The organism is Streptomyces sp. NPDC054866, from assembly GCF_053610745.1.
In genome coordinates, this window is record NZ_JBSGZA010000001.1 from 1,183,587 (window position 1) to 1,200,089 (window position 16,503).

At 63.6% G+C, this 16,503-nt stretch carries 15 protein-coding genes and 1 pseudogene; 13 read left to right on the forward strand and 3 right to left on the reverse strand.

Going from position 1 to position 16,503, the window contains the following annotated elements; all coding sequences use genetic code 11:
* Window positions 1-430: 430 nt before the first annotated feature.
* Window positions 431-1,408: a tyrosine-type recombinase/integrase gene (locus tag ACWGI2_RS05020; protein WP_453693960.1), complete on the forward strand. Its 978-nt coding sequence runs from the start codon at window positions 431-433 to the stop codon at window positions 1,406-1,408.
* A 192-nt stretch (window positions 1,409-1,600) separates the two neighbouring features.
* Here the strand turns inward: ACWGI2_RS05020 and ACWGI2_RS05025 are convergent, their stop codons facing one another.
* On the reverse strand, window positions 1,601-1,792 hold the full coding sequence (locus ACWGI2_RS05025; protein ID WP_453693962.1) for a hypothetical protein: 192 nt from the start codon (window positions 1,790-1,792) through the stop codon (window positions 1,601-1,603).
* Between the two features lie 797 nt (window positions 1,793-2,589).
* Between ACWGI2_RS05025 and ACWGI2_RS05030 the strand changes: the two genes are divergently transcribed.
* Window positions 2,590-3,413 (forward strand): IS5 family transposase gene (locus ACWGI2_RS05030; protein ID WP_453694663.1). Its coding sequence is split into 2 segments (ribosomal slippage): window positions 2,590-2,941 and window positions 2,941-3,413, totalling 825 coding nucleotides; the frame shifts between segments, so codons are not numbered across the junction.
* Between the two features lie 219 nt (window positions 3,414-3,632).
* Here ACWGI2_RS05030 and ACWGI2_RS05035 read toward each other — a convergent pair.
* On the reverse strand, window positions 3,633-4,121 hold the full coding sequence (locus tag ACWGI2_RS05035) for a hypothetical protein (RefSeq protein ID WP_453693964.1): 489 nt from the start codon (window positions 4,119-4,121) through the stop codon (window positions 3,633-3,635).
* A 261-nt stretch (window positions 4,122-4,382) separates the two neighbouring features.
* Window positions 4,383-5,663 carry an IS701 family transposase gene (locus tag ACWGI2_RS05040; RefSeq protein WP_453693966.1) on the reverse strand — a complete coding sequence of 427 codons (1,281 nt, stop codon included), beginning with the start codon at window positions 5,661-5,663 and terminating at the stop codon, window positions 4,383-4,385.
* Between the two features lie 87 nt (window positions 5,664-5,750).
* Between ACWGI2_RS05040 and ACWGI2_RS05045 the strand changes: the two are divergent.
* The 11 genes and pseudogenes from ACWGI2_RS05045 to ACWGI2_RS05095 form a co-directional block, all read left to right on the forward strand.
* Window positions 5,751-6,301 (forward strand): annotated as a pseudogene (locus ACWGI2_RS05045) (IS701 family transposase); the annotation flags it as partial.
* A 430-nt stretch (window positions 6,302-6,731) separates the two neighbouring features.
* Complete coding sequence (locus tag ACWGI2_RS05050; protein ID WP_453693968.1) at window positions 6,732-6,989, forward strand: PqqD family protein; 258 nt, start codon at window positions 6,732-6,734, stop codon at window positions 6,987-6,989.
* 221 nt (window positions 6,990-7,210) lie between these two features.
* A complete protein-coding gene (locus ACWGI2_RS05055) occupies window positions 7,211-7,714 on the forward strand; it encodes a CPBP family glutamic-type intramembrane protease (RefSeq protein WP_453693970.1) in 504 nt (167 codons plus the stop codon).
* Between the two features lie 83 nt (window positions 7,715-7,797).
* A complete protein-coding gene (locus ACWGI2_RS05060) occupies window positions 7,798-8,601 on the forward strand; it encodes a nucleotidyltransferase domain-containing protein (protein WP_453693972.1) in 804 nt (267 codons plus the stop codon).
* A gap of 44 nt (window positions 8,602-8,645) precedes the next feature.
* Window positions 8,646-9,905 (forward strand): MFS transporter, encoded by a 1,260-nt coding sequence (locus ACWGI2_RS05065; protein WP_453693974.1) that lies wholly within the window; start codon window positions 8,646-8,648, stop codon window positions 9,903-9,905.
* An 89-nt stretch (window positions 9,906-9,994) separates the two neighbouring features.
* Window positions 9,995-10,960 carry a polyprenyl synthetase family protein gene (locus tag ACWGI2_RS05070; protein ID WP_453693976.1) on the forward strand — a complete coding sequence of 322 codons (966 nt, stop codon included), beginning with the start codon at window positions 9,995-9,997 and terminating at the stop codon, window positions 10,958-10,960.
* Between the two features lie 93 nt (window positions 10,961-11,053).
* A complete protein-coding gene (locus tag ACWGI2_RS05075; protein ID WP_453693978.1) occupies window positions 11,054-11,917 on the forward strand; it encodes a hypothetical protein in 864 nt (287 codons plus the stop codon).
* Window positions 11,914-13,659, forward strand: a complete 1,746-nt coding sequence (locus ACWGI2_RS05080) for an adenosylcobalamin-dependent ribonucleoside-diphosphate reductase (protein ID WP_453693980.1) — start codon at window positions 11,914-11,916, stop codon at window positions 13,657-13,659. The genes ACWGI2_RS05075 and ACWGI2_RS05080 overlap by 4 nt, the downstream gene beginning before the upstream one ends.
* A gap of 1 nt (window position 13,660) precedes the next feature.
* Entirely contained in the window at window positions 13,661-14,908 is a 1,248-nt protein-coding gene (locus ACWGI2_RS05085) for a DegT/DnrJ/EryC1/StrS aminotransferase family protein (RefSeq protein WP_453693982.1), read from the forward strand.
* The gene (locus tag ACWGI2_RS05090; RefSeq protein ID WP_453693984.1) at window positions 14,889-15,599 is read left to right on the forward strand and encodes a flavin reductase family protein; all 711 of its coding nucleotides are present in this window, start codon (window positions 14,889-14,891) and stop codon (window positions 15,597-15,599) included. The genes ACWGI2_RS05085 and ACWGI2_RS05090 overlap by 20 nt, the downstream gene beginning before the upstream one ends.
* On the forward strand, window positions 15,586-16,482 hold the full coding sequence (locus tag ACWGI2_RS05095; protein ID WP_453693986.1) for a hypothetical protein: 897 nt from the start codon (window positions 15,586-15,588) through the stop codon (window positions 16,480-16,482). Before ACWGI2_RS05090 ends, ACWGI2_RS05095 begins: the two co-directional genes overlap by 14 nt.
* The last annotated feature ends 21 nt before the right edge of the window (window positions 16,483-16,503 follow it).

Here is a 16,503-nt window from a genome sequence, read left to right on the forward strand (position 1 = left end):
ACCCGGCACCGAGCGTCCATGGACCCGCCCGCCGCCCATCCACACCCGCCGGCGGGCGACGGCGCCCCGACGTTCCTGACGGGGCCATTCTCGTACTCCACAAGGAGGTAGTCCCATGGCCTGGGTTGAACGCCGAGGCAACCGATGGCGAGTCCGCTACTGGGCGGAATCCGGCAAAGCAGCAACCGCCGCCACATTCGACACCCACGACGACGCGACCAACTGCGCGGACAACTTCACGGAGCCTCACCTCCCGCCCCGCACCTCCGGCCCCCACGCGATGCAACTGCCCGAACCACCCGCCTCCGTAGGCGAGAAGGCTGCGCCCGAAAGCCCCAACGCTGAGTCCGTGGTTGTGCCCGAGCTGCAGGGCAGCGACGCCCCCCACCTGCCTCGCTCTACCGTGACTAGGACAGCTGGCTCCGCGCAGATGACTACGTTTGCGCAGTGGACCGAGTCATGGTCCGCCAGCCTCGAAGTCGGCCCGAACACCGCCGCCGGATACCAGAGCCTGCTGAAGAACCATCTCCTGCCCGCCTGGGGCGACATGCCGATCGACGAGATCACCCCCACCGCCGTCACTACCTGGCTCAAGCAGCTCCGCGTCCGCTACAAGCCGACCACCGTCGCCGCGATCGGCAAACTCCTCAGCCTCATCCTCTCCGCGGCCGTCCTCGAACGCCTCATCCCGGTCAACCCCGTACGCATCCCACGCCAGCGCGGCCGCACCCGCCATGAAGAAGCCGCCTGGTGCGACGAGTACCACGTCCTGGACATCGCCCGCCGCATCACCCACCTCGGCAGCCCCAACCTCGGCCTGCTAATCATCACCGCCGCCTACACGGGCATGCGCTGGGGCGAACTCACCGGCCTGCGCCGCGACGCCGTCGACCTGGATGCCGCAACCCTCAGCGTCCATCCCGAGCACGGCGCCCTCCACGAGATCAACGGCCACCACTCCTACGGCCCGCCCAAAACTGCCGCCTCCGTACGCACCGTCACCCTGCCCCCCTTCCTCACCACGCTCCTCACCCAGAACCTCGCCACCCACCGCCGCGACCACGTCTTCACCACCGTCACCGGCAAACTCCTGCGCCGCTCCACCACACAACGCCGCTACTGGGCACCGGCCGTATCCGGCTGCACCCTCCCCGACGACACCGTGTGGAAGCCGATCAAGCCCGGCCTGACCTTCCACGGCCTGCGCCACTCCCACAAAACCTGGCTCATCGAGGACAACATCCCCGACGTCGCCCAGGCCCGCCGCCTCGGCCACACCATGAACAACGAGATCGACGACATCTACTCCCACGTCGCCCACAAGATCAACACCCGCATCCTCAAAGTGCTCGAAGACCGCTGGCAACGCTCCCTCAAGCGTGGCCGCGGGGGCTCCCGAAGGCTGTAGGGAGGTGCGGCGGCATCCCAAACTTGCCATGACCGCCAGGTCAGCGCAGCAGTCGAGTGATCCCATGTACCGACGCCTCGGCCCTAGTCGCTCAGTGAGCTGGCGGACGAGGAAGACTGGAACGAAAACCGGCGCCTGCGGGAGCAGTCCACTTTCCCGCAGGCACGGCGGGGCACGGTGAGGCTGCGAGCGCTACAGGTCCGCTTCTGCGGTCGGCAGCTCGGTCTCGCTGCGGTTGTGCAGCCAGTTCAGCAGCCGGAATCCGCGCTCGCTCTGTTCGGGGTTTCCCCACAGCGCGGCCGAGAACGCTGCGACGGTGAGCGCCGCAACGGTGCCGAGCACGACCTGCTGCGGGCTGGTGAGTGGCTGGCTTGGGGTGTCCATCGGTGCTCCTCCGTGTCGGGTGAATGAGAGTGATTCACCGTAGGAGCCGCTCGGGGTGGGCCGTACAGATATCCGGTGGAACGCTCCTTGCCGGGCAGGGGCGTGCTACAGATGAGGCCGAGGTGCGTAGGCCCGGGCGCTTCCTTACTCACCGACCTGTTGTGTCGGATGCATCAATGTTGTGTTGGGCTATCACCGTGCAGGTCAGCACACCGAGCGAATCCCAGGCTCGCCGGGGACGTGCCCCCGGCGACCTGGGAGAAGGCTGGCCCCATTACTGTGTGGAATGTTGCATCTAATGCAATTAAGCACGTTTCGTGCATGTGACGGGAATCTGACCGCCCCGGACCAGACGCCAATCCTGGCCCGAGCGCCCGCACTTGAAATACCGGCCATCGGTGCCGCGATTGAAAGTGGTCATACACGAGCGCACCTTTTGGCCGCGACGCACGTAGTGATGCACCGGGTCATTCACCGTGGCGGACACTCGATTCTGCGGAGGCCTGCGCACCGCGACCCGCTTGCCGGTGATCCGAAACGTCGCACAGCGCTTGGCGGCCGCAGGAGCAGCCGCGGAAGCGCTCACCGCGTACACGGCAGGCGCAGCCTGGGGAGCAGCCGAGGTTTGGGGAGCCAGCAGGGCGCTGACGACGACAGCAGCCGCGACTGCGGCCGTGGAGAAGATCTTTCGCATGCCACGCTCAACTGGCCGATGAGTCCACGGAGACACGGCCAGCACTAACTGTTTCTAACAAAAGCGGTTGATCATGTGACTCTTGGCGTGTCGGCTCGTTGGTCTGGTTGTGGCGAAGCGTCAGTCGCGGCCGTGGATCGTGTCGGATGAACTGTGGTCGCTCATCGAGCCGTTGCTGCCCGAGCCGGGACCGAAGCTGGTGCAGGGCAGACCGCGGGTGCCCGATCGACAGGCCCTGTGCGGCATCTTGTTCGTGCTGCATACCGGCATCCAGTGGGAGTACCTGCCCCAGGAGCTGGGCTTCGGCTCGGGAATAACCTGCTGGCCACGCCTGGCAGCCTGGAATGACGCCGGCGTCTGGGACCAACTCCACGTCGTTCCACTGGAAAAGCTGCGCTCGAAGAACCAGATCGACTGGAACCGGGCGGTGATCGACTCCTCCCACGTGCGGGCGGCCCGGCGGGGCCCAAAAGTGGTCCCAGCCCGGTCGACCGTGCGCGGCCGGGCAGCAAGCACCACCTCATCGTCGACGGCCAGGGCATCCCGCTCGCGGTGTCGCTGACCGGCGGAAACCGCCACGACGTCACGCAGTTGATGCCCTTGTTGGACAAGATTCCGGCGGTGGCAGGCGTGGTCGGCCGCCCCAGACGCAGACCCGATGCCCTGCTCGCCGACCGTGCCTACGATCACGACAAGTACCGCCGGCTGCTCTGGCAGCGCGGCATTCGTCCGGTGATCGCCGAACGAGGCGTCGAACACGGCTCTGGCCTGGGTGTTTTCCGTTGGGTGGTGGAGCGCACGATCGCCTGGCTGCACGGCTTCCGACGGCTGCGGATCCGCTGGGAACGACGCGACGACATCCACGAGGCCTTCCTCGGCCTCGCCACCTGCCTGATCACCCACCGACACGTCCAACGTCTTTGTTAGGACCTCTAAGTGATCACCCTTGCGCGCAATCCCTACCTTCGCCACGTCACTCGACCTGGTGGACTATCCGAGACCGCAGTACGCCTCCGCCCCGGCCCGCGCGCAGCGCCCCGCGTGGCGCCTCGACTGGTAGCACCGCGCTCCGCGGGTTCACGGCAGACGTACAACTCCCGGGGCGCTTGCATGATGTTCCGTATCAGATCAGCGTGTAGAAGCTGATCAAGAAGAGGGCTGCTGCGCCGAGCTGGCGTCTGTGCTGGGGGCCGACGGCGGCTGTGCGCGGCGGGCGAGCCACTCCTGCAGCTCGCGATGGCGGAACTGGTAGGCGTTTCCCGAGATGCGCAGCAGCCCGCCTCGGTAGGCCCAGTCGAGAAACGTGCCGAGCCGCCAGGGAAGGAACCGCCACGCGCAGAGCAGCAGTACGACGTAACGTGTCCAGGCGTTTGCCACAAGGATCACCGCGAGCAGTGACACGGCACCCAGCGGTACGCCGAACGAGACTCCCATGGCAACGCCTGCCCCGATCCCCACGACCAGGCCAAAGACCACGGCGACCAGGAGCCCCGAGAAGAGGTCGCCGCGCAACACCCGTCGCGGATCGCTCTCCAGGCGGTCCGCGTCGTCCGCAGGCTGCGATGTGGCCTTGCCGAGGAAAGCCGTGCTCGCCAGCATCACGACGCCCGCCGCGGCGCCGAGAGCGATCACCAAGCTCCGGGGCTCTCACGAACGGTCGCTTTCCCGACGCATAGTCATGCCCCGACACACGGTTTGCTGCAGCTTCTGCCCTTCTTGGTCGGTCAGTCTGCGCGCACGGACAGGCTCGGCCACCGCACGTCCCACCACCATGACCACCGACCCGGTGAACCTATGCAGTCACAGCACTAGTAGGACTCCGTTAGGTCTGTCTCGGTCTTGGTGTTCGTGTGGACAGGGGCTGATGGCAGGTGGTGCAGATGCCGTTCCAACACCTCAGAGTGTTCTGGAGGGCGTCGAGGATTTGGTAGAGGGTGAGTCCGACCCGGGCGCTTTTGGGGACAGGCGTCGTTCGGTGAGGAAGGCATGGGCGGCGGTCACGAGGGTTACGTGGTGGTGCCAGCGGGGCCAGGATCGGCCTTCGAAGTGGTCCAGGCCCAGGCCGTGCTTGAGTTCGCGGTAGTCGTGTTCGATGCGCCAGCGGACCTTGGCCAGCCGGACGATGTCGGCCATCGGGGTTTCCGTCGCCAGGTTCGACAGCCAGTAGTCCGCGGGAGTCCCGGCGTCTTCGGGCCATTCGATCAGCAGCCAGCAGTCGGGCAGGATCCCGTCCCACCAGCCCTGTTCGGCGGAGGCAGCGGCTTTGACTGGACGCTCGACAGCTTTGCCGGCCGGCCGGACACGGATAGCGGCGAAGCGGGAACGTAACTCCCCTCGCGAGCCATGTCGCCAGGTGAGCGTGGTGAAGGCCCCTGGCTCGAGTCCCGCGGCAAGGGCCGCCACTGAAGGTGCGGGGTCGCGGTAGCGGGGCTGGGGCCAGCAGCCGACCGTCCCCTTGCGGGGCGGGGTTTGAGGCTTGGCGTCGAACGGGTGGGCCGTCACATCGGCCCGGATGGCGAGCACGTAGGTCAGTTGGCGGTCCTCGAGTGCGGCGCGCAGGTGTGCGTTGGTGCCGTAGGCGGCATCGGCCACCACCGCCGGCGGCGTCATGCCCCAGTCGGCGAGGGTGTCGAGCATGTCCACCGCCAGACGCCATTTCTCCCGGTGTGTGACCTCGGGCGGAACGAGGGTCTTGGCCCGACGGTCACTGTCCCGGGCCCATTCCTCGGGAAGGAACAACCGCCATTGCAGCGGACAGGAGGCGGTGTCGCTCGCCGCGTGGACGCTGACGGCGACCTGGCAGTTGGCGCGTTTGCCCAGGGCTCCGCAGTACTGCGCAGCCGTCCCGACCGACATCCGGCCGTCCTTGGGCACCGATACATCGTCGATCACCCAGGCCACCGGGCTGACCAGCGGCAACAGACGCTCATTGATCCGCCGCTGCACCGGCACCGGATCCCACGTCGACTGGTTCACGAACTGCTGCAGGTTCTGCTCGTTGCCGTCCGGCAGCCGCGAGGCCATCGCCTGAACCGACTTGCGCCGGCCATCGAGCATCAGACCCCGCAGATAACAGTCGCCCTTGGCCCGCTGGTCCTTGCGCGGCACCGTGGCGAACGCATCCGCCACGAACAGCGCCAACATCGCCCGAACACGGTTCACTTCATGCGCGTCCACCCATCCAACATGCTCCTGATCAGGAACATCCGGAAGACCTAACGGAGTCCTACTAGAGACCGACCCCGCGTCCTGACGAGGGGCTGCCCCGACTCACCCTGCCGACTGGTCGTGGCCACCACCGACCCAGCCACCCTGCCGGAGAAGGCCACCTGGTACCTGGCCACCAACCTGCCCCACCCCAACGCAGCCTGAGCCGCCACCAGCCCGCACCCGTCGGCCGACTTCACCGAGATCGTCCGCCTCTACGGCTTGCGGCCCTGGATCGAGCAGAGCTACAAGCAGGTCAAGGACGAACTCGGCTGGGCCGACTTCCAAGTCCGCTCTGACCGTGCCGTCCACCGCCACTGGACCCTGGTCAACTGGTCTTCTCCCTGTGCTGGGACCAATGGTTCGCCCCCCCCGGACCAGTGGATACCACCGCGCCGGACCCGTGCCCCAGCCAGGGGCCAGAGAGGAGAGGCCGACCTCGTCCCACCAGCACCAACAGCTCTGCTGGCCCAGGGCCTTACAAACGAGCCGTTCCTGGCTCGCCCCGCCGTCACCCTCAGCCAATGGTGGCGAGCCTGGACGGACAAGGCCCCACCCTCCGCGCTCCAGGCGCTGATCGACGCGGTCACCACCGGACACGGCATTGACCTCTACCGCCGGATATAACGAACTACCGGTAGTCCCTCCATGCTGTCTATATCCAAGTGAATTCGCTAATCGTCGATCTTTATAAGGTCATGATCGACGCATAATGGACATTCTGTAACGAAGATAGCGGAGAGCGGGTATAAAAGCGAGGCGCGCAACGATTTTAGGCCATCGCTGAATGCAAACGAGTCACCGTTGTCGTACGCAAGGAACCTCGATAGTTTTCAGCCTATCGTTGGCTCTGTGGCGTTCGTCAACGCTACTTGGTTTTATTCAGAGAGGGGGTGTTTCCCATGGCCCAGGAATACCGTGCACCCGAGCTGCGTAAGGTATCTATCCGTCGCGCTAGCATCGAGCCGTAACGATGTGGACCGGGTGGCGCCTATCGAGCGGCGCTGCCCGGTCTCTGCATGAAAGGGAACATCAAATATGGATGCGAAGCCTCAGCGATCTTTCGATGTCCGAACCGATGTTGCTACCGGCGCAGTGTTGCTGGTTAAAGGCTTGGATGCCTATGAACTGGATGATATCGGCGCCAGGGTATGGACTCACTGTGACGGAAGGAACTCTGTCGACCAGATAGTCGACATCATATCCACCGAGTATGAGGTGAGTCGTGAAGTCGTCCTAGCCGATGTCAATGCGTTCGTGAAGTCACTCCTGAAGGCCGGACTGCTCGAAGGATGAATAAACGTGCGCTTAGCTGGCTCATGGGCACTGCGGCGGTGGCCGCTCTGCTCGTGATACCGATAGGGCGTAACCAGCCCGTTTTTTCCGCTGCTGCGGCAGTCGCGTTGGTGTATTTGTCATCGAGGTCTGCACTGCAGTGGATAGACCTATTTCCATTGCCGCACGGGGCCTGTCTTATGATACGCCGTGTGCTACGCAGCGCAGTCTATTTGCCTTGCATGATCTTCTTGCCTCTCCCCTCCTTCTCTCCGGCGTGGTGGGCTCTCCTCGCGGGCTTCTTGGTGGGTGCTACAGGTGTGGCTCTGGAGTGGAAGGAGGTAAATCGATGGCTTCAGCCGACGTACCTCCGACTGTTTCCCTCAATAACGCCACTTGATCGGTCGAGGGACATTCTCCACTTCGCCTTCTGTGGAGCAGCGCAGGAGTATCTATACCGATACGTGGTGATATTTGCAGTTGCCCCTGTAATGGGCCCTATTGCTATCTTGCTCTCGGCTGCTTTGTTCGTCGGAGAGCATATGGTGCAACGAAGTGCCGGAGCGTGGGACCGGAGAGACTTGGTGATTCATGCCGGAATGGGGCTTGCTTTGGGCGGATTGGCATATGGCAACGGCTTGCTGCCCGCTCTGATCGGACACACCGTTTACAACGCCCCCAATCTGCTGGTATCGGCCCGGCGGCCAGGTACATCTCATGCCGCTTCCTTGACCACTTCGAAGTGACAAAGAAAGGCGGCTCGCTCCAACGCGTCACCCGAACAGTAACGAACTTTCATTGAGGACGTTGACCGTAGGGAAAGGGCAGCATGAACCAGTCAGCACCACAACTGAGCCAGGGTCGGCTGACGGCCACCGGACGTAAGATCGCAGACCTGTACAGCAATGTTGCGCTTGCTTATGTCTGCGGATCTCTGGTGGAGGGTTTCGGTAACAGTCAGTCCGACCTGGACGTTTTTGTTCTCACCGAAGGTCCCGCGAAGGCGCGCGACGACAACGGCACATCTGCAAACGCCACAGCAGATGACTACCGGATCGATATTGACTACATGGACGAATTTCGGGTGGATACCGAGTGCTGGGACATCAACCACGTCCGTGAGATCGCTGAGCGCTTGAACGGTTGCTCGGTAGACGCATGGACTGCGCCGATTCATCTGGAATCACAATGGTTTCAGCTGGCACACGGCATACGCATCGGTTGGGCAGTTCAGAATGATCGGGAATTCGAGGAGCTGCGTTCCTCCTTCGACTGGGGTCACATCAGTCACCTCCTGTACTGCCGTTACATGATCAATTACACCGGCGCCGCAGAGGATACAGTTGGCGCCATCGGCGCTGGCGATGCGGGCACGGCAATGCTCAGCTCCCGCTCCACGCTGGGTTTTGCCACTGACGCGCTCCTCGCCGCAGCGGGCTCTACCAACATCAAGCCCAAGTGGCGGTTCGCGAAGTTGCGGCGCCAGGGCCTGACGGACGAACTCGAACGGTACTTCGCGGCGGAGGCCGACGGTCACGACACCCACGACGGTGTGCTTCTGGCCAGCAAGGAAAGGATGAGGCTGGCTGCGGACTTCACGCTCGCCGCTGCTGACCTTGTCGGTCGGCTGTGACTGACGTGAAGCCTGAGTCGCACGGACTGCTGGGGTAGTCGAGAATGCGGCGAATCGATAAGGAAGACGCTGCTGGTGATACCAGTCTGAAGACCGGACATCAGCGGTTGTGGTTCGTCTGGTTCGGTCAAGGCCTCTCCGGTATCGGCAGCCAAACGACTACTATTGCCTTCCCGTTGATCGCGGCGCTCACGCTGGATGCTGGGCCTGCTGAGATGAGCCTGCTCGTTGCCGCGTCGAAGTTGCCGAATATTTTCGTGGGCGTCTTTGCGGCTCTTCTGATCGACCGAATTGGGCCGCGGCGGGTTCTCTTTCTCACCGAGTACGGTCGAGCCGCGGCGATGCTCTCAGTTCCTCTGCTCGCTTGGCTAGGCTGGCTTTCGATCCCCTACCTGGCCACCATTTCCTTCATAGCAGGATCATTGACCGCGGCCTACGAGTTGTCCTATTTCGTTATCGTCCCGATGCTCGTATCCGAGGAACGGTTAATTCGTGTCAATGGCCTGATGGAGGGCACACACTCCGCCAGTCAGATTGCTGGCATTCCCTTGGGAGGGCTTCTAGTTCAGGCCATTGGGGCCACGCGAACACTTTTTGTGGACGCTGTCTCGTTTCTGTTCTCGGCCCTGACGATCCATTCGATCCGGCTGATCAAGGAACGGCCGCCGGACCGGACTGGGGCTGGGGTGAAGAGTTTCTTCCACGAGATCGGTGCAGGCATGCAGTCCGTGTGGAAGGACAAGCGGTTACGACTACTCGGATTGAGTAATGGGGGTTTCAACTTATTCCTTGGCATTGGTATTTCAGTTGAGGTTCTGTACGTATTTGATGTGACAGACATGAGTCCCGGTGAATTCGGGCTTGCCGTGGGTATTGGCCTCATTGGCGGGTTGCTGGGATCTATCTTCGCTGAGCGGATCATCAACCGGCTAGGGGTACGGGTCGTCTTCGCCGGAGGCCTCTTCCTTGCCTCTTCAGGTCCGATATTCGTTTACGCGGCAGGAGACGCCGAAGGAATGGCGCCCCTTCTGGTCGGAGCCGGACAGTTCGCTAATTCTGCTGGGGAGGCCATTTCCATTGTTACGTCACTGAGTCTCCGTCAAAAGATCGTGCCTCAAAAATTGAGAGCGCAAGTGTTTGCCTCGATGCGGGTTCTTTCCCGCGGGGGCACGCCTCTGGGGGCGATGGCTGGCGCAGTGGCGACATCCTTCATTTCACTCGGTGGAGCTCTCGTAATAGCAGCCCTTGGGCAGGCAACGATCGCCCTTGTGAGCTGGAGTTTCAGGAGAGTGCTCCCCAGATAGACGGCTCGTTCCACGTAACATCCAAGAGAGGGTTAGGCGTGAATCTCCCCGAGGCGCTAACGACAGCCAGGGCACTTGCGATGCCGGCTATGGAAGATGCTCTCGTGAGGCTTTCTCCCGAGATCAGGCGTGTGATCGATTACCACATGGGATGGCGGGATGCCGACGGACAGCCCGTGCAACGCCGGGGAAGCAAGTCCGTCCGCCCCGCGCTGGCCTTCTTGTCCGCCCAGGTCGGCGGAGGCATAGCGCGTGACGCCGTACCGGGGGCACTGGCCGTCGAGTTCCTGAACAACTGGGCCTTCCTCATCGATGATGTGATGGACCGTGATCGCTACAGGCGGCAGCGGCCGACAGCGTGGGTCGTCTTCGGGGAAGGGCAGGCAATCTGTGCCGGAACCGCATTGCTGACACTTGCGCAGCAGGTACTGCTGGAATGCGAATCACCGGAACGACTCAAGGCGCTGAACCTCACCTTGGACACATCCGCTCGGATGTTGGCGGGGCAGACGCTGGACATGACGTTCGAGCAGAGGCTCGATTACACGGTCGACGAGTCCATGACCATGACACAGTCCAAGACTGCCTCGCTTATGCGGTGTGCCACCTCAATAGGGGCCGTACTGGTCGGCGCCCCTGACAAAGATGTGGACACCCTGTCCGAGTTCGGGCAGTGCCTCGGTGTTGCCTTCCAAGCGCGCGACGACATGCTGGGCATCTGGGGCGCCCCGGAGCAAACGGGAGGTCGGCCCCCAGGCTTCGACCTGAAGGCTCGTAAGGGAACGTTGCCGATCGCTGTCGCGCTCAATGCGGAAGGCGGGAGCGGTGAACTCTGGGAACTGCTTGGCCGGGATCAGGGGCTTACGGCCGCGGACGTTGCACGGGCCGCCAACCTGGTTGAGGCTGCGGGAGGCCGTCAGTGGACTGAGGATCTCGCGCGGAACATGGTGGCGCAGGCCACGGCGGCAATTGACCGCCTCGACCTCGCCGACGAACTTCGGGGCCACTTCCGGCAGCTGGCAGCCATGGGCCTTCCGGACGACGTTTCACGCTGACCGTCGCGCGGCCCGCGGCCAGGCTGCTCGGACGGATTTACTTCATCTCTATCATGAACACAGGGGACTCCGGTGGTAGGCATATCCGTCGCAATGATGGGGATCGATGGGGCAGGCAAGACGGCTCTCGCTGAGGCACTCCGCAAGGAGCTGACCGGGCATGGTGTGGAGGTCGTTAATGTCACCTGGGCGGGGGCCGTCGATGCCCTTCCGAACGCATACCCGCGCACGAGCATCGAACAGCTTGGTGTCGAGGGGTGGCGGCTTTTCTACGCGGGACGCACCGTCGACGGCCGACCCGTCGACCAGCTCCTGCCCCAGCTGTTCGCCGACTTCGGCGCGTCGGAGCTCCCGCGCCGTATTGGGGAGGCTGAAGGGCAGGCGCGTCAGTCCGGCGTGATCGCCGCAGCCCTGGTCGAGCTTGCCGGTCACTATCTGCTGCGGGCCGCCGTGGCCGCGCCCGTGGTCGCCCGTGGCGGTGTCGCCCTCAATGACGGTTTCGGGCTCAAGAACGTCCTCAAGGGTCTCCGGCTGGCGCAGCAAATGCCCGACGGAGAGACTCCTGAGGAGACGTTGCAGGTCTTTGCCGACCATGTGATGGGGATTTTCTCAGACCCATTTTTCCAGCCCGACGTCGGATTTTTGTTAGATGCAGACCCGAGCCTCACGTACGAGTGGCGAATGGCCCAGAACGGACGGCTCGGCGCCGGTGAGGATCTCGGATTCGCGGGTCGGCCGGGTCGCGAGGCATATCTGTCCTTCCAGGGCGCGCTGGCGGCCGAGTACCGATACGCGGCGTGTCGATGGGGATGGCACGTCCTCATCGTGGACGGCCGTCCGCAGTCGGAGACCGTGTCCGAGGCAGTCCGAGTCCTACTGCGGCATGAGCGAGTGCGCGATCTGCTGCCGGATGCCGACTCGCCGGCACCACAGTCGAATGTGAGGACGGTGTCGTGAACACTGATGTGTTGCTGGCAAAGCTGGCCTCTCGCGACGTCGAGGGGCAGCGTGTCGAGTCGGCGGAGCAAGTCCTCGGCCGTGTCTCGCGCACTCTTGGTGAAGTCGAGCGCCAGTACGGGGGCGGGGACAAGGGTGTGGAGCGCTGGGCGGAGCGATTCAGGGCCCTCATGGAGGAAAACCGTTTCTGGCCATCGGGTCGCATCCTCAACAACAGTGGTACTGCACAAGGCCAACTCGCCTCATGCTTCGTCCTGCCGCTCCGCGACGAGTTCGACAGCATCTTCGACACCCTGAAGGGCGCGGCCGCCTGCCATCGGACTGGTGGGGGAACCGGATTTGACTTCAGTCCTCTGCGGGAGCGCGGCGCCCCCATCAGCACCGCAGAGGCCGCAGGCGCCAGCGGCCCGGTGTCGTGGCTCCGATTGTTCGACATGGAGACCACTGTGGTCGCCCAGGGCGGAAAGATGCGCGGGGCCAATCTGGCATCCCTGTCCATTCGCCACCCGGACATCATGGAGTTCATCGACGCCAAACGGACCGTTGGAAGACTGCACAACTTCAACATCTCCGTGGCGGTCGATGACGCGTTCATGCGAGCGGTCGATGAAAAGCGGGAGATTGAACTGGTCAGCCCGCTGACTGGACGCACCACTCGTCGGATGTCGGCGACCGAGATCTGGCAGCGCCTTTGCGAGAACGCCTGGCGTACCGGCGACCCCGGGCTGCTCTTCGTGGATGCCATCAACCGGTCCAACCCGCTCCTGGAGCGCCTCGGCCCGATTCACACCACCAACCCGTGCGGAGAGCAGACCCTCTACCCGTATGAGGCGAGCAACCTGGGTTCGCTCAACCTGGCGGCGTACCTGTTGCCGGACCGCACGGATGTCGACTGGCCCTTGCTCCGGGAGACCGTCGGTCAAGCCGTTCGGCTGCTCGACAACGCGATCGACGCATCCCGGTACCCGGACCCCCGGATCAGGGAGATGGCGCACGCCAACCGGAGACTCGGACTCGGCGTCATGGGATACGCAGACCTGCTCATCCGGCTCGGTGTCCGGTACGACTCCGAGCCGGCCATGGAACTGATCGACCGTCTGGGCAGCACGATTCGGGATGCCGCCTGGACCGCCAGCCACGAGCTGGCTCAGGAGCGGGGCACTTTCCCCAACTGGCAGTACACCGGCTGTCAGACGCGGACCCGGAACTGCGCCATCACTACGATCGCGCCGACGGGAACGATCTCGATGGTCGCCGAATGCTCGAGCGGCATCGAACCACGCTTCGCGCCGGTCTGGAACAAGGACGTCATCACCACGGACGGCATGGTCCACGTTGATCAGGACCTCGTCGACGATCTCCAGCGACACGGTGGCGTCCACCGGGACGCAGCGGTCGAGCTGCTCCGGTCGAAGCCGTTCAATGAACTTCCCCTTCCCGAACACGTGCTGGCCCCGTACCGATACGCCCACGCGATTTCCGGCGAGTGGCATGTACGCATCGTGGCCCGTTGGCAGCAGTACACGGACAACGCGGTGTCCAAGACGGTCAACCTGCAGCACGGATGCGAGGTCGAAGACGTCTCCCGTGTCTTCCTCGACGCATGGCGACTGGGTTGCAAGGGACTGTCGGTCTACCGCGAGGGTTCCCGCGATCATGACTTGCTCAGTGTCTCGCGCCTCGAGACCGAGCCGGAGCCACCTCGTCAAAGCAAGCAACTCGTCGCAGCTGGAGAGCAATGACATGACTCAGCTCGCCCTACACGGCGGTGCGCATGCTGTCCGGGCACCGCTTCCCCCTCCCTGGCCCCACCTCTCCGCCGGGGCCAGGCAGCGGATCGACGCCCTGCTCGATGCCGCCGATCTGTCGGACTACGCGCTCGGCCCGGAGATGGCTCGGTTTGAGGAACTGGTGGCCGACTACCACGACGTGCCGTATGTCCTGGGCGCGTCCAGCGGCACCGCCGCGCTGCACATGGCCTTTCATGCAATCGGCATCGAGCCCGGTGACGAGGTGATCGTTCCGAGCTATAGCTTCCACGCCACCGTCGCCCCGCTGTTCCTGCTCAGCGCCGTACCTGTCCTGTGCGATGTAGACCCGGCCACGGGGAACATTGATGTATTCGATGCCGAGCATCGGATAACCAGGCGTACCAAAGCCATCGTGGTGACGCACATGTGGGGACACCCGGTTGAGCTCGACGAGCTGGGCGCGCTGGCGGCCCGTCATGGGGTTCGCGTGGTGGAAGACGGCTCGCACGCCCATGGTGCGCGGTACCGGGGCAGGCGCGTCGGCGGGTTCTCTGACGCCGCCGTCTTCAGCCTGGGCGCACGCAAGATGGTGACTGGCGGCACGGGAGGGATGCTCCTGACTTCCGACGAGGAGGTGTACCGCCGGGCGTTGATGCTCGGGCACTGCCACGAACGTGCGCAGTTGAGCCTGCCGCCGGACGACTGCACCGTGGGCTACGGCGCCAATTACCACCTCAGTCCGCTGACTGCAGTCGTGTGTACCGAGCAGTACCGCGACCTCGATGAGCGGATCGCGGTTAAGACGGCGGTGCTGGAGGGGTTGAGCTGCCGTCTCGACGGGGTACCGGGGCTGCGGCCGCCCACTACTGCCCCAGAGGTCGCCCGCGGTGGCTGGTACGGCTACAAGGCGCTGTACCACCCTGACGAGTTGGACGGCCTCCCACTTGACCTCTTCATCGAGGCCCTACAGGCGGAGGGCCTCTCGGTCGACCGCCCTTCAAACCAGCCGCTGCACTGGCTGAACATGTTCACGTCTCATCGCCTGGAGCCCGCCTACTACCGGCCCGGTCGCGAACGGCCGCTCTACCAAGTCGGAGAACTACCGGGTGCGGAGGCGTACTACGAAAGATGCCTCAGCTTCCCGGCACCCCATCTGCACGAACCCTGCGACGACCTCCTCGACCAGTACGTGGGCGGCATGCTCAAGGTGGTGAAGAACATTGAGTCCCTCCGACGATGAGACGCAGGATGAAGCCCCCGAACAGGGCGCGGGAAGTCGTGTGCGCGGGCGCACTTCGATCCCGCCCAACGCCTTTTACCTACCGTCGCCGGTCGTCCTGCTGAGCACGCAGAGTGAAGACGGTGAGGTTGATGTGTCGGCGATGTCGGCTGTCGGTGTGGTCTGCCTCGACCCACCGATCCTCGCTGTGGGGATCAAGCCCCGTCGGCATACCTACCGGAATATCCGGCGCACGGGGGAATTCGTCGTCAACCTGCCCTTCCAGGACCACCTTGAGGCCGTTGACTACACGGGCACCCGTTCGTGGCGGAAGGAGCCGGAGAAGATTAGAAAGGCTGGCCTGGAGGTGGCGCACCTGCCAGAGAGTGATCTTCCCTATCTACCCAGCTGCCCCATCTCGATGGCCTGCACCCTGGTGGGCAATCTCGGACGACACGAACTCGATCTCGACAGTGCGCCCTCTCACCAGGTCGTCCTGGGACGTATGACCGAGTGCTCGGTGGACAGCGACTGGCTGGGTGACGACGAGGTCAGGTTGGAGGATATGCCGATCCTCGTCTACCTCAATCGCGTGTACGCGGGCCGGGGAGCCAATCTTCAGGTTCAGCGCTTCACCGATGACGCAGTCAAGCGCGACGCCAAGATGCGTGAGTACCGGAGCCTGAGGAGTGAAGACTGTGAACGTGAATGACATCGCGGCAACTGATGGCCGCGGCCTTTATATTTCGCTGCTTGGTATCGACGGCATCGGTAAGTCGACGCTGTCCGAACACTTGGTGGGGGATTTACGTGACCGCGGCCTGACTGTCAGGCCGGTTTCATGGCGCGGCATGCTCGATGCCGAACTTCAGACCTGGCCCCAGGAAGCCCTGCGAACCATGTGGATGGACACCTTCAGGCTGTTGTTCGGTGGGGCTGTCGAAGGGGGTCGGCACATCGCGTTGCCGGAGCGGTACGAGGACTGGCGGGAGGAGCGGACGGAGGATCGACTCCATGATCTGGCGGTCACGGCCTCCTCTCCCAGTGGGCCGCTCGCAGCCTCGGTGGTTGAGTTTGCCGGCAACATCGTCCTGTACTCCGAGGTCATTCGGCCTGCCCTTGAGCGGGGCGAAGTTGTGGTCCAAGAGACCTTTCCCTACAAGCATGTACTTAAGGAGTACCTGCTTGCGTCGGAGCTGTCTCAAGGGCCCGATGCCGCACCGTACAGCCTCGACGAGATCGACTCGCTCTTCAGCTCGTTCGAAGAGTTTTTTGGCGGCGCTCTCAGTCCAGACCTTGGTGTATTGGTGGACGGGCCGGTGGAGTTGGCCCTTGAATGGCGCCTCAGGCAGTCAGGTCAGGTAGGGGTTCTTGAGGATCTGCGCACTGCAGGGCTGCCCGGAAACGCAGGGTTCATCAAGCTTCAGTCCATCTCGGCCCGTCGGTTCCATGACTTTGCCCGGAAGCACGGTTGGCGCATCCACATGGTTGAGGATGCGCCAGTCGAAATGAACGTTAAGAGGGGCTTGGACCTGGTGCTTTCGGAGATGGCCCGGATGCGTCCCGCCTGGCCGTTGGGTCAATGTGATCACTGAACTGGCAACCCACGGGAATGG